The sequence below is a fragment of the Apilactobacillus ozensis DSM 23829 = JCM 17196 genome (assembly GCF_001435995.1).
GTDB lineage: Bacteria > Bacillota > Bacilli > Lactobacillales > Lactobacillaceae > Apilactobacillus > Apilactobacillus ozensis.
The window spans coordinates 1-14360 of record NZ_AYYQ01000035.1 but is presented as its reverse complement, the minus strand read 5'-3'; the positions used below and the strand labels follow the sequence as shown (position 1 = coordinate 14360).

The window sequence follows — 14360 nt, the reverse complement described above, 5'->3', positions numbered from 1 at the left end:
GGTTCTGCGGGTTCTGCGGGTTCTGCGGGTTCTGCGGGTTCTGCGGGTTCTGCGGGAGTTACATTACCTGAATCAGTTTTCTCGTTGCTTTCTTTGTCAGAAATAATATCTTTTGGAGACTTAATACAATTAATATTAATTGTTTGATTTTCAGATGTCACCATTCCTGAAAGTTGACTAGCATCTAATATTTCAAACTCGCTGTCTAAATTTTCAATATCTATTTTGTAGTCGCCACCCACTGAAATTTTGTCCAGTGTAATTTCTTTAATTAAACTGCTTTTATCATCAATAAATCTGACGTATAACTTAGTAAGATTACCTGTATAAAAATAACAATAACGACTATCAGAAAGAATGCTTTTATCAAAAGTAAAACCATTAATCTTTTTTGCATCTAAGTCATAATCTGAAAAATCTTCAACTAATTGATGCTGCTTCCCATCGTAATTTTGCACGGTTTTTATAATTCTTTGATTGTATCGAAACGAATTTGCAGAAACATTAAATGAAAAAATGAAACCACTAAATATTCCTAAAAAAATCCATAATTTTTTATTAAACATATCTATCTGCTCCTATAATTTTATTTATAGAAGTAAATACGAAAAAAAACCATTTAAAAAACTAAAAAAGCACCATCTGGAAAAAATCCAAATGGTGCTTTTAATTTTTAATTAGATATTATTTGTTAATAATATTTTCTCTTGCTTCTTCACTTAAGTTGTAGAATGAGTGAACACCCTTGTAATCAGAAACGCTACCTAATTGGTCTTCGATTCTCATTAATTGGTTGTATTTAGCGATACGTTCGCCACGACTCATTGAACCAGTCTTAATTTGACCAGCATTTAGAGCAACAACTAAGTCAGAAATAGTTGTATCTTCAGTTTCACCAGAACGGTGTGAGATAACAGCTGTGTAACCAGCTTCTTTAGCCATTCTTACGGCTTCAACAGTTTCTGTTAAAGTACCGATTTGGTTTAGTTTGATTAAGATAGAGTTAGCAACACCCATCTTGATACCTTTACGTAGGTAATCAGTGTTTGTAACAAATAAGTCATCACCAACGATTTGAACTTTTTTGCCCAAACGTTTAGTAGCCATTTGCCAGTCTTCCCATTCGTTTTCATCCAAAGGATCTTCGATAGAAATGATTGGGTATTTGTCAACTAGACTTTCAAGTAATGTAACAAATTCATCAGCAGAGTATGATTTACCATCACCAACTAATTCGTACTTCTTAGTTTCAGCATTGTAGAATTCAGAAGCAGCACAGTCAAAAGCAATTGAAACATCTTTACCTGGTTTGTAACCAGCGCGTTGAATAGCTTCAACTAAAATTTCGAATGGTTCTTCGTTGTTCTTCAAGTCAGGAGCAAAGCCACCTTCATCACCAACAGCAGTTGAGTAACCTTGTTCGTTTAAGATAGCCTTTAGGTTATGGAATGTTTCTGAACCCATACGGATAGCTTCTTTAACACTCTTTGCACCAACAGGCATAATCATAAATTCTTGGAAATCAACCTTGTTGTTAGCATGTTTACCACCATTGATAACGTTCATCATTGGTGTTGGTAGTAGATGTGCATTAAATCCACCAAAGTAGTTGTACAATGGAACACCTAATTCATCAGCGGCAGCACGTGCAGCAGCTAGTGAAACACCTAAAATAGCGTTAGCACCTAATTTACCTTTGTTAGGAGTACCATCTAATTTAATCATAGCTTGGTCAATTGCTAATTGGTCAGTTACATCGTAACCAACAATTTCCTTAGCAATAATGTTGTTAACATTTTCAACAGCTTTAGTTACACCTTTACCCATGTAGCGACTCTTGTCACCATCACGTAATTCAACGGCTTCGTGTTCACCAGTAGATGCACCTGATGGAACGATTCCACGTCCCATAGCACCTGATTCGGTATATAATTCTACTTCAACTGTAGGGTTTCCACGAGAATCTAGTACTTCTCGAGCGTAAATATCGGAAATAATTGACATTTTATTCTCTCCTTAATGAAAGTTGTTACCTCAACAAAATCAAGGCTAATTTCATTTTATTAGTTTAATCGCAAAGTTTCAATAAAAATTAATCATAAAAGCAACATTTTTTATTTTTTATAATTTAAAAGTTTTAAAAAGTTGTCCGGATTTAAACTAGCTTTGCCTGCTAAAACACCATCAATATTAGGACAAGCCATTAAATCAGCAACATTTTTATGTGAAACACTTCCACCATACAAAATTCGAACCTGATCAGCTACTTTGGGACTATAAAGTTCTGATATGGTAGTTCTGATTAAATAACATCCATCCTCAGCTTCTTCTTTAGTAGCAGCTCGACCCGTTCCAATTGCCCAGCTAGGCTCATAAGCAATCATTACTCTAGACATATCTTCAGCTTTAACATTTCTTAAAGCTTCTGAAACCGGATTATCTAACCATTTCATATGATTGTTAGATTTTATTTTACTCATTTTTTCATCGCAACCAATAATTGGTGACATTCCATTTTTCAACACAGATAAAGCTTTTAAGTTAATCATTTTATTACTTTCATGAAAATAACGTCTTCTTTCAGAATGTCCTAAGATTACATAAGATACTCCAACATCTTTTAAAGATAACGGACTAACTTCGCCAGTATATGCACCCGCATCTTTATAAAAACAATTTTGAGCAGCAATTTTTAAAGGACTACCTTTACTTAGTTTAACCATTGAAGGTAAAAATAATGGCGAAGCAGCTATAGCTGTTTCCAATGTTTCGGAAACCGGCAAATGATTTCTAACTACTTTTACGAAAGATTCAGCTTCTGATAATGTTAAATTCATTTTCCAATTACCAGCTATAAAGGGAATTCTCATAATATTCCTCCCTAATAATTATTTGCGCTAGTAATAATAGATTACATCAATCTATTCTGAGATGGTAGTAATACATATTAAAATTAACAGTTATTTAGTTTTTAAACAAAAAAAAGCTTGATAATAATCAAGCTTTTTTAATGTTATTTATCTGAAAGTGCAGCGATACCTGGAAGAGTATCTCCTTCTAGATAAGCTAGAGAAGCTCCACCACCAGTTGAAATATGAGTTAATTTATCAGAAACACCTAATTCCTTAACAGCGGCTGTAGAGTCACCACCACCAACGATAGTAGTTGCTTCTTTTAAATCACCCAAGAATTTACCGATAGCTAAAGTACCCTTAGCAAAATTGCTCATTTCAAATACACCCATAGGTCCATTCCAAACAACAGTTTTAGCAGTTTTTAGAACATTTTCAAATAATTCAACTGACTTAGGACCAATATCTAATGCCATTTGACCATCAGGAATGTCTTCACCAACAACTTGAGTTTCAACATTGTTATCAAATTTTGGTGCAACAACTGAATCAACAGGTAATACTAACTTGTCGCCAGCCTTATCTAAAATGTTTTTAGCAACTTCAATCTTGTCTTTTTCAACAAGTGAGTTACCAATTTCATGTCCCATAGCTGCGTAGAATGTGTATGTCATTCCACCACCGATAATAATTTTATCAGCTTTTTCAAGTAAGTGATCGATAACACCAATTTTATCAGAAACTTTAGCTCCACCTAAGATAGCAACAAATGGACGTTCTGGATTGTTAACAGCATCACCTAAGAATTTGATTTCTTTTTCAATTAAGAAACCACCTGCAACTGGTTTACCAGCTGCTTCCATAGCTTTAGCAATACCAACATTTGAAGCATGTGCACGGTGAGCAGTACCAAATGCATCGTTTACAAAGCAATCACCTAGTGAAGCCCAGTATTCACCTAATTTAGGGTCATTACCAGATTCGCGTTTTACTTGTTCACCATTTACAACATCTTCGTAACGAGTGTTTTCAACAAGAACAACTTCACCATCATTCATATTGTTGATAGCATCTTCTAATTGTTTACCTTCAGTAGCTGGAACAAAAGTTACAGGTTTTTCAATTATTTTAGATAGCTTTTCAGCAACTGGACGTAATGATAAACCTTCCTTATCATCTTCACTCTTAATTCTGCCAAGATGTGAGAATAAGATAGCCTTTCCACCATGTTCAATAACATAATTGATTGTTGGAAGTGCTGCAACGATACGATTATCGTCACCCACAACTCCGTTAGATACTGGGACGTTAAAGTCCACACGCATCAATACTTTTTTATCTTGTAAATCTAAATCAGAAATAATTGTTTTAGCCAATTTAGATACCTCCCAAACAGTATATTAGTAAAACATCTTTCTATCACAATATACTTCATTTGAATCATAAATTCAAAACTTTTATACACTGTAATAGTTTTTATATATAAAAATGGAGGAAGCAATTGCCTCCTCCACCGACTTGCTATTTAATTAATTCTTTAAAATTAAAGAGTAGCAAAGTGTAACAAAGTACGAACCATGTTACATGTGAATCCCCATTCGTTATCGTACCAAGCAACGGTCTTAACTAATTGAGTATCACCATTTTCTGTGATTTCAGTTTGTTCTGGATCAAATACTGAACCGTGTGAGTCACCAATAATATCTGATGAAACAATTGGGTCTTCAGTGTAACCGAAGGCAGGGTTGTTTTCAGTATGTTTCTTCATTGCTGAGTTAATGTCTTCAGCAGTTACTTTCTTGTCTAGAACAGAAACCAATTCTGTTAATGAACCATCAACAACACCAACACGTTGTGCGTGACCTTGTAAATGACCATTTAATTCAGGAATTACTAAACCGATAGCTTTAGCAGCACCACTTGAATGAGGAATAGTGTTTGTTGAAGCAGTACGGTTATTTCTGAACTTCTTACCTCTAGGACCATCTAAGATAGCTTGTGTAGAAGTGAAAGCATGAATAGTTGTCATAGTACCAGCTTTAAGGCCAAAGTCTTTGTTTAACCAGTAAGCCATTGGTGCTAAACAACTAGTAGTACATGAACCAGCAGACACAATCTTATCGTCAGCTGAAAGTGAGTCCAAGTTAACTTCTGGAACAACAGTCTTAATGTCACCAGCAGGTGCTGAAATTAATACTCGTTTTGCACCAGCATCCAAGTGAGCTTGTGACTTTTCTGCAGATGTGTAGAAACCTGTACATTCAAGTACAAAGTCAACACCATCATTTTTAACCCATGGTAGGTCAGCGGCGTTCATTTCAGCGTATACTGGAATTTCTTTACCGTCAACAACGATACCCTTGTCAGTTGCTGAAACTTCACCAGGGAATTTACCATGTGTTGAATCATATTTTAATAAGTAAGCTAGCATTGAAGGTGTTGTTAAATCATTAATAGCAGCAACTTCAATATCGCTTGAGTTTAGTTCGTGGATACGTTTGAATGCTAAACGTCCAATACGTCCAAAACCATTAATACCAATCTTTACAGTCATACTGTTTTCCTCCTTCTAGGAAATAAGATAAATATTATTTTTTTAAGCAGTACGGATCTTATTACCACTTTAAACTATGTAAAACGATAGCCAAAATAATACAATCATTTTCCGTACATGAATAAGTATATCAATGGTTTTTTTACTTTGCAAATATTAATTCTTTTATATTAAAAAACTTGAATTTTTACTGCCATTAATATACTCTAATTTAAGTATATTGCACTTGTAGTGTAACGGATAGCACATAAGATTCCGGTTCTTATAATGAGAGTTCGATTCTCTCCAAGTGCATTAATTTTATAGTATAATTAATTTAAAGGCAGAATATTTGACCTTGATTGACCTATAAGATAAAATCATCACAGTTATGTGTTGAAAATAAAAACACAAGGAGGAAATTAATATGACTTTAGTTCCAACTGTTATTGAACAAACATCTGGTGGCGAACGCGCCTACGATATTTATTCAAGACTATTAAAAGACCGTATTATCATGTTGTCCGGTCCTATTGAAGACAATATGGCTAACACTATTATTGCTCAATTATTATTCTTGGACGCCCAAGATTCTGAAAAAGATATTTACCTATACATTAACTCACCTGGTGGTGTTATCACCGCTGGTATGGCTATCTACGATACTATGAAATTCATTAAAGCTGATGTTCAAACTATCGTTATGGGTATGGCAGCTTCAATGGCCAGTGTCCTAGCATCATCTGGTACTAAGGGTAAACGTTTTGCTTTACCACATTCACAAGTATTAATTCACCAACCATCTGGTGGTGCACAAGGTCAACAAACTGAAATCGAAATTGCTGCTGAAGCTATTTTAAACGCTCGTAAAATGATTAATGAATTACTTTCTGAAAATTCTGGACAACCTATTGAAAAGGTTAACCAAGATACTGAACGTGATCATTACTTAACAGCTCAAGAAGCTGTAGACTACGGACTAATTGATAGCATCATGACTAACAGTTCAGAACGTAAATAGAATAATAAATTTAAATAAAAAATGCCCAGTCTAATGACTGGGTGTTTTTTTATGCATAATCAATATCTTTTCTAATGTTTTCAGCAAAATCATTTATTTTTCTTAAACGATGATTAATTCCAGATTTTGAAATAGGTCCATTTGGCAATATTTCACCTAGTTCTTTTAAACTAACTTCTTTATTGTTAATTCGAGTAATTGCCACGTCATAAAGTTTTTCAGGCAATTTATCCAATCCTACTGTTTGATCAATATATTTAATATTTTCAATTTGCTTAGTAGATGCGTTAGCCACTTTATTCATATTAGCGTTCTCACAATTTACAAGGCGATTAACCGAATTACGCATATCGCGCATAATTCGCACGTCTTCAAATTTTAGCATTGAGTTAGTAGCCCCAATTAATTGCAAGAAATTAGCTATTTTTTCCGCTTCTTTTAAGTAGGTAATATACCCACTACGTCTTTCTGTTGTTCTAGAATTTAGCCCATATGTGTTCATCATTTCAGAAATCATCTCATTATGGTCTTCATATAAAGAATAAATTTCTAAATGATAACGGGAAGTTTCTGGATTATTCACTGACCCACTAGCCAAAAAAGCACCTCTTAAATAAGAACGTACTTCTGAGTCGTTCTCTAATAATTCCGCTGGCACTCTTTCTAAAAGTTGCAAAGTATTACTTAATATACCCAAATCATCAAGAATATACCTAGTTTGATCTTTTATTCGAACAATATAGAGATTATTCTTATTCAATTTCATTTTCTTTCTAACAATTAATTTACTTTCAACTTCATAGAACTTTAAAATTAATTTGTATATTCTACGGGCAATAGCAGGGTTTTCAGTTTGAATATTTAAAATAATCTCATGGGAACTAATTGATATGGATCCATTCATTCTAATGAGTGCAATTAATTCCGCTTTGGCATTTGCTAAATGTACATCCAATGTAGTTAATTCTTTCTTTACTTCACTAGCATAAGACAAGTGTTTTCACTTCCCTTCTTCATTTAAAAGATTCATTAATTGTGCAGTAACTTTTACACCATCATGAAAAGCTCCGTTATTTTCCAGTTTTAAAAAATTATCTAAGATAAATTTACATTTTTGTAATTCTAAGCCATTAGCATCATGAATAACTGGTTGAGCTATCTCATCCCATTTTTTCTTGTCGATATATTTATCAGGAATTGGAGTTTGATTAACCAAAACTACATCGATAAATTCATCACCTAAATAACTATTTAAAAGCTTAACATGGTCGGCGTCAGTTAAACCATCTGTCTCACCTTTTTGCGTCATAATATTGCAAATGTACACTACTTTAGCACTAGATTTTAGAATTGCCGACTTTAGATTAGGAATTATCAAATTGGGTAAAATGCTGGTAAAAACACTTCCCGGGCCCAAGACAATTTGGTCAGCATCTAAAATAGCTTCGATTACTTCAGGATTAGCTTGCGGTAAATCATCACTATTTTTGACTGATAGTTTAATGTTTTTAATTACCTTATTGGCATGTGTAATTTCTGATTCTCCACTTATTTTAGTACCATCTGAAAACTCAGCGCTTAACGTTAGGGTATTATCACTGGCTGGTAAAACTCGACCGGAAATATGCATTAATTTGCTTAATTCTTCTATCGCTCCTAAAATTCCACTATTCATTTCGGAGAGTGCAGTAATTATTAAGTTTCCCAATGCATGCCCCGCCAAAAAACCATCATCCTTATTAAAACGATGTTGAAAAATATCTAATTGAGCTTTAGGTAAAGTAGATAGTGCTACTAAAACATTTCTAATATCTCCTGGCGGAACTGCTCCAGCACATTTTCTTAGCTTTCCTGAAGAACCACCATCGTCAGCAACTGTCACTATCGCTGTAATGTCAACTGGTCTGTTCTTTAATTCACTTAATACTACTGGTAGTCCTGTACCGCCACCAATAACTACTACTTTAGGTTTTTTTTGCTTTAAAGGACTTTTCATTTAGCATTAACCGTCCCTTCAGATTTACTTAAATCGCGATGACTAACGTGAATATTATTAAAGTCACCTGACAAATCACTAGCTAATTTCTCAACAATTGCAACGGAGCGATGCTGGCCACCAGTACACCCAATGGCAATTGTTAAACTCGGTTTACCTTCTTTTTCATATCTAGGCACCAAATAGCTAAGCAAATCATACAACTTTGTATAAAATTTCCCCGTATCTGGTTGCTCAAATACATAATCATATACTGGCTTATCCTTGCCCGTCAAATACCTTAATTTATCCTCATAATATGGGTTTGGCAAAAATCTAACATCCATAACTAAATCAGCATCTACTGGTAAACCATACTTAAACCCAAACGACATAATTTGGATGTCCATCGAATTATCATTATTATCATTAAATTGATTTTGAATTTTTTTACGTAATTGATTAGGTGACATGCTACTAGTATTAAGAACTTCTTGAGCAAAGCCCTTAATATTATTTAAAAGACTACGTTCTTTGACAATTCCATCTAAAATTCTACCCTGTCGATCCATCGGATGCGAACGTCGTTTTTCCTTATAACGAGAAACTAAAACGTCATTACTAGCATCTAAAAACATAACGTGAAAATCATTCGATGGTTTCGATAAATCAAAAAGGGTGTCCACAATTTCATTGTGAAACACCTGTGAGCGTAAATCCATGACTAACGCAATTTTATGAATTTTACCAGATGAATGAATTAATTCAATAAATTTTGGTATCAACGAGGGGGGCATGTTATCCACACAAAAATATCCAATATCTTCAAAAGCTTGTACCGCAACGGTTTTTCCAGCTCCACTCATCCCAGTAATTACAACTAATTTTTCTTTAAATTTCATAATATAGTCTCCGTTAATTACATATGTTGCTTAGTTCGTTTAGTATCTCTTTCTAAAATTGGCAATAAATACTTACCAGTATAACTATTTTTAACTTTAGAAACCTCTTCCGGTGTACCTTCAGCGATGATAGTTCCACCACCATCTCCACCTTCTGGACCTAAATCAATTAGATAGTCCGCACATTTAATAACATCTAAATTATGTTCAATAATCAATACCGTATTACCATTATCAACTAGTTTTTGTAGTACTGCTAATAATCGTTTAACGTCATCTGTATGCAAACCAATCGTAGGTTCATCTAAAATATACATATTATTTCCATTTGATTTTTTGTAAAGTTCAGAAGATAGTTTCATTCTTTGTGCTTCACCACCGGAAAGCGTTGTAGCTGATTGACCTAACTTAACATAGCCTAGTCCAACTTCTTGAATAATTTCCAATTTCCTAGTTATTTTAGGAATTGCATTGAAAAATATTAAAGCATCATCTACAGTCATATCCAACACATCAGCAATATTTTTACCTTTATATTCCACTTCCAAAGTTTCAGCGTTATATCTTTTACCATGACATACTTCACATGGCACGTAGACATCCGGCAAGAAATTCATTTCAATTTTTAGAATTCCATCGCCATGACAAGTTTCACAACGACCACCTTTAACATTAAAACTAAATCGACCCTTTTGATATCCTCTTAACTTAGCCTCGTTAGTTTGGGCAAATAGTTCTCTAATATCATCAAATACCCCTGTATAAGTAGCTGGATTACTACGTGGAGTTCTGCCGATTGGACTTTGATCAATATTAATAATTTTTTCAATATTTTTATATCCAGAGATTGATTTATACTTACCAGGTTTTTCAGAATTATGGTTCAATTTTTGAGCCAATGCACGTTTCAAAATTCGATTAACTAATGTCGATTTCCCGGAACCAGAAACGCCAGTAACTACGTCTAGTTGTCCTAACGGAAATTTAACATCAATATTTTTCAAATTATTTTCCTGAGAACCTTTAATTTTTATACTTTTACCATTACCCTGGCGTCTTTTTAGTGGTACTGGAATAAACTTCTTACCAGATAAATATTGACCAGTAATTGATTCATCATTTTGACTAACCTCTTTGGGCGTCCCAGCAGCCATAATTTTACCACCATTGGAACCAGCTCCTGGTCCTACATCGACGATATAGTCAGCCGCAAACATCGTATCTTCATCATGTTCTACTACTACTAGTGTATTTCCTAAATCGCGCATAGCCTTTAATGAAGCTATTAAACGTGCATTATCGCGTTGGTGTAAACCAATGGATGGTTCGTCTAATACATACAAGACTCCGGATAGATTAGAACCAATCTGTGTCGCCAAACGAATTCTTTGGGCTTCACCTCCAGATAACGTGCTAGCAGATCTAGATAAAGTTAAGTAGTCTAATCCAACATTTTTTAGAAAAGTTAGACGATCAATTATTTCTTTTAAAATTGGTTTCGCTATCACTTGGTCTTTTGGACTAAACCGCAAACTTTCAAAAAATTTTAGCTCCTTAGCTACATTAAACGCAGATACTTCGCTAATGCTCATGTCATTTACTTTCACACTTAGTGCTTCACGATTTAGTCGATATCCACCACATGTTTGACAAGTTAATTCTGTCATATATTTCTTCATTTGTTCTCTAGTAAAATCACTATTAGTTTGATGGTATCGTCTGTCAATATTATTAATGACACCTTCAAAAGGCGCATCTGTGTCCCTGACGCCACCAAAACCACTTTTATAATGAAAATGAAATTCCTTATTACCAGAACCATACATCAATAAATCTTTTTGCTTTTTAGTTAACTGCTTATAAGGTGTATCCATATCAATTTTAAAGGCCTTACATGCTTGTTCTAGCATATGTGGATAGAACTGCGAACTAATTGGGTTCCAAGGGTCAATAGCACCTTCATTTAAAGTTTTAGTATCATCGGGAATAATCAAATCCGCATCAACTTCTAATTTACTACCTAGCCCATCACAATCTGGACAAGCTCCGAGCGGTGAGTTAAAAGAAAATAACCTTGGCTCTAAGTCACTAACTGTGAAACCACAAAGTGGACAAGCATAATGTTCAGAAAATAATAAATCATCAATATTTTCGTCTAAAACATTAGAAGTTGCGTAACCTCCGCTTAATCTGAGAGCAGTTTCTAAAGAATCAGATAGTCTCGAATTAATACCTGATTTAACAACAATTCGGTCAATCACGATATCGATATTATGACGTTTATTCTTATCTAATTCGATTTCATCATCAACACCATAAACTTGATTATCGATTCTAACTCGAACAAAGCCCTCTTTTTTAACTTTATCTAAAACTTTTTTGTGTTGACCCTTTCGATCTCTAACTATTGGCGAAAGAATTTGCAATTTGGTTCGTTCCGGTAATTGCATAATTTCATCAACCATTTGGTCAATTGACTGACTCGTGATTTTAGTTCCATCATTAGGACAAAATGGTGTCCCTACACGTGCCCACAGTAATCTAAAGTAATCATTAATTTCCGTAACCGTTCCAACCGTCGAACGCGGATTTTTAGAAGTTGTTTTTTGGTCAATAGAAATTGCTGGACTCAATCCTTCAATTGAATCAACATCAGGCTTATCCATTTGACCTAAGAACTGCCTAGCGTATGAAGATAGGCTTTCTACGTATCTTCTTTGTCCTTCGGCATATAAAGTATCAAAAGCCAAGGAACTTTTCCCGGAACCAGATAATCCTGTCATTACCGTCAAAGTATTTTTAGGAATGGTAACATTAACATTTTTTAAATTATGGGCGCGCGCACCACGAATAACTATATTTTTATCTAACAAAAAAACACCTCACTAATCCATTTCACCTTTTAATTTAACTATTGCATCCCTTAATGAAGCTGCTTCTTCAAAATTTAATTGTTTAGCAGCATTTTGCATTTGTTTTTGTAAATTATCCAATAACTCTGATTGTTCTTTTGCAGACATTTTTTGAAAATCTGATTCTACAAAAGTATCACTACCAGCATCAGAATCTATTTTTTCACCATACCTAATTAAGTCACGTATAGGTTTCTTTATTGTATGCGGTGTAATGTGGTGTTCAACATTATATGCATTTTGAATTTTTCTACGTCTAGCAGTTTCTTTAATTGCCTTATCCATAGATTTAGTAACCGTATCCGCATACATAATAACCGAACCATGTTCGTTTCGAGCAGCTCGACCAATGGTTTGAATTAAGGAGCGTTCATTTCTTAAAAAACCTTCTTTATCAGCATCTAAAATCGCTACTAACGATACTTCTGGTACATCAATTCCCTCACGAAGTAAATTAATACCGACTAACACGTCAAACTTCCCTAAACGTAAGTCGCGAAGAATTTTAGTTCGCTCTAAAGTTTTTACGTCAGAATGTAGATATTGAACTTTTATACCTAACTCTTTGAGATAATCTGTCAAATCCTCAGCCATTTTTTTAGTCAAAGTGGTAACAAATGTTCTTTCATTGACGTCCATTCTTTGATTAATTTCACCTACTAAATCATCCATCTGGCCCATAATTGGTCTGACTTTTACGGTTGGATCTAATAATCCCGTTGGTCTAATAATTTGTTGAGCGACATCGTCTGGATTAGTGTGCTCTAACTCATATGGACCAGGCGTTGCTGACATGTAAATGGCCTGGTTAATTCTTTTTTCAAACTCTGGTAATTTTAAAGGACGATTATCAAGTGCACTAGGCAATCTAAAACCATACTTAATTAATTGTTCTTTACGAGCCTTATCACCATTATACATTCCACCAACTTGTGGGATGGTTTGATGTGATTCATCAACAACTAGTAAAAAGTCATCCGGAAAGAAATCTAACAATGTGTATGGCGGTTCTCCAGGTTTACGACGATCCATGTATCTAGAGTAATTCTCAATTCCATTGGTGTAGCCCATTTCAGCCATCATTTCGATATCATAAGTAGTTCTTTGCTTTAATCTTTGAGCTTCTAAAAGCTTACCCTCTTTTTCAAATTTAGCTACTTGTTCTTCCATTTCTTTTTTAATTCCAGTCAGTGCGTGTTTCATATTGTCATCACTAGCCAAAAAATGAGTTGCTGGGAAGATAATCACTTTTGGATCACTAGCAACTACTTCTCCAGTCAAGGTATCAATTTCTTTAATGGAATCTATTTCATCGCCAAAAAATTCAATTCGATAAGCATTTTCATCACCAGACGCAGGAAAAATATCCACAATATCACCACGTACCCTAAAACGACCACGTTGAAAATCAATATCATTACGATCAAATTGAATATCAACTAATTTTCTTAATAAGTCGTCCCGTTCTAAAGTTTCGCCTACTTTTAACATAATCGTATTTTTAAAATACTCTTTAGGGTCACCTAACCCAAAAATAGAAGAAACTGAGGCAACTACTATTACATCGTTTCGTTCTAAAAGTGAACTGGTAGCAGCATGGCGTAATTTATCAATTTCATCATTGATTGAGGAGTCTTTTTCAATATACGTATCACTAGATGGAACATATGCTTCAGGTTGATAGTAATCATAATAACTAACAAAATATTCAACTGCGTTATTAGGAAAAAACTCTTTAAACTCACTGTAAAGCTGACCAGCTAAGGTTTTATTATGTGACAAAATTAAAGTTGGTTTATTAACGTTCTTAATTACATTTGAAATTGTAAAAGTTTTACCGGTTCCAGTAGCCCCCAGTAAAACTTGTGATTTTTTGCCATCTTTAATCCCCTTACTAAGCTGCTTAATAGCCTCTGGTTGATCACCTGTAGGTTTATATTTTGAAACTAAGTCAAATTTAAGATTATTTTGTCGCTTTATCTCCACCAAAAAAGACCTCCTCAAATTTTAATGAAAGTTATCCGAAAATTATTCAGAAACATTTTAACATACGAACATACTTTCTACACTAATCTTATCTCAAACTAAACTACAAAATAAAAAGAGTTGATGAAGTGACCCCCAAAAGTTGGACAATAAAATGTTCAATAATTTGGGGGTTATTT

The 14360-nt window shown here is 34.2% G+C and carries 11 protein-coding genes and 1 tRNA gene; 2 read left to right on the top strand and 10 right to left on the bottom strand.

Annotation, left to right across the window (positions count from 1 at the left end; all coding sequences use genetic code 11):
- From FD06_RS05530 to gap, 5 genes are all read right to left on the bottom strand, one after another.
- Positions 1–566: hypothetical protein (locus FD06_RS05530; protein WP_056966622.1), on the bottom strand; the 566-nt coding region annotated here is incomplete at its 3' end.
- A 118-nt stretch (positions 567–684) separates the two neighbouring features.
- Positions 685–2004 (bottom strand): phosphopyruvate hydratase, encoded by a 1320-nt coding sequence (gene eno, locus FD06_RS05525; RefSeq protein ID WP_056966621.1) that lies wholly within the window; start codon positions 2002–2004, stop codon positions 685–687.
- A 110-nt stretch (positions 2005–2114) separates the two neighbouring features.
- Entirely contained in the window at positions 2115–2870 is a 756-nt protein-coding gene (tpiA, locus tag FD06_RS05520; RefSeq protein ID WP_056966619.1) for a triose-phosphate isomerase, read from the bottom strand.
- Between the two features lie 143 nt (positions 2871–3013).
- Positions 3014–4228: a phosphoglycerate kinase gene (locus tag FD06_RS05515; RefSeq protein WP_054657740.1), complete on the bottom strand. Its 1215-nt coding sequence runs from the start codon at positions 4226–4228 to the stop codon at positions 3014–3016.
- 167 nt (positions 4229–4395) lie between these two features.
- Positions 4396–5406: a type I glyceraldehyde-3-phosphate dehydrogenase gene (gap, locus tag FD06_RS05510; protein ID WP_054657742.1), complete on the bottom strand. Its 1011-nt coding sequence runs from the start codon at positions 5404–5406 to the stop codon at positions 4396–4398.
- Positions 5407–5628: 222 nt separating this feature from the next.
- Between gap and FD06_RS05505 the strand changes: the two genes are divergently transcribed.
- Together FD06_RS05505 and clpP are read left to right on the top strand one after the other, a co-directional pair.
- Positions 5629–5700, top strand: a tRNA-Arg gene (locus tag FD06_RS05505).
- Between the two features lie 112 nt (positions 5701–5812).
- Positions 5813–6406 carry an ATP-dependent Clp endopeptidase proteolytic subunit ClpP gene (gene clpP, locus FD06_RS05500; RefSeq protein WP_054657744.1) on the top strand — a complete coding sequence of 198 codons (594 nt, stop codon included), beginning with the start codon at positions 5813–5815 and terminating at the stop codon, positions 6404–6406.
- A gap of 49 nt (positions 6407–6455) precedes the next feature.
- On the opposite strand, the gene whiA is transcribed toward clpP, so the two are convergent.
- Genes whiA through uvrB form a run of 5 tightly spaced genes read right to left on the bottom strand, consistent with a single transcriptional unit; the run spans position 6456 to position 14181 of the window.
- Positions 6456–7400 (bottom strand): DNA-binding protein WhiA, encoded by a 945-nt coding sequence (gene whiA, locus FD06_RS05495; RefSeq protein WP_054657745.1) that lies wholly within the window; start codon positions 7398–7400, stop codon positions 6456–6458.
- A 6-nt stretch (positions 7401–7406) separates the two neighbouring features.
- Entirely contained in the window at positions 7407–8402 is a 996-nt protein-coding gene (locus FD06_RS05490; RefSeq protein WP_056966617.1) for a gluconeogenesis factor YvcK family protein, read from the bottom strand.
- Positions 8399–9283 carry an RNase adapter RapZ gene (rapZ, locus tag FD06_RS05485; protein ID WP_054657747.1) on the bottom strand — a complete coding sequence of 295 codons (885 nt, stop codon included), beginning with the start codon at positions 9281–9283 and terminating at the stop codon, positions 8399–8401. The genes FD06_RS05490 and rapZ overlap by 4 nt, the downstream gene beginning before the upstream one ends.
- A gap of 17 nt (positions 9284–9300) precedes the next feature.
- Positions 9301–12156, bottom strand: a complete 2856-nt coding sequence (gene uvrA / locus FD06_RS05480; protein ID WP_056966615.1) for an excinuclease ABC subunit UvrA — start codon at positions 12154–12156, stop codon at positions 9301–9303.
- 12 nt (positions 12157–12168) lie between these two features.
- A complete protein-coding gene (gene uvrB / locus FD06_RS05475; protein WP_056966926.1) occupies positions 12169–14181 on the bottom strand; it encodes an excinuclease ABC subunit UvrB in 2013 nt (670 codons plus the stop codon).
- Positions 14182–14360 lie beyond the last annotated feature (179 nt).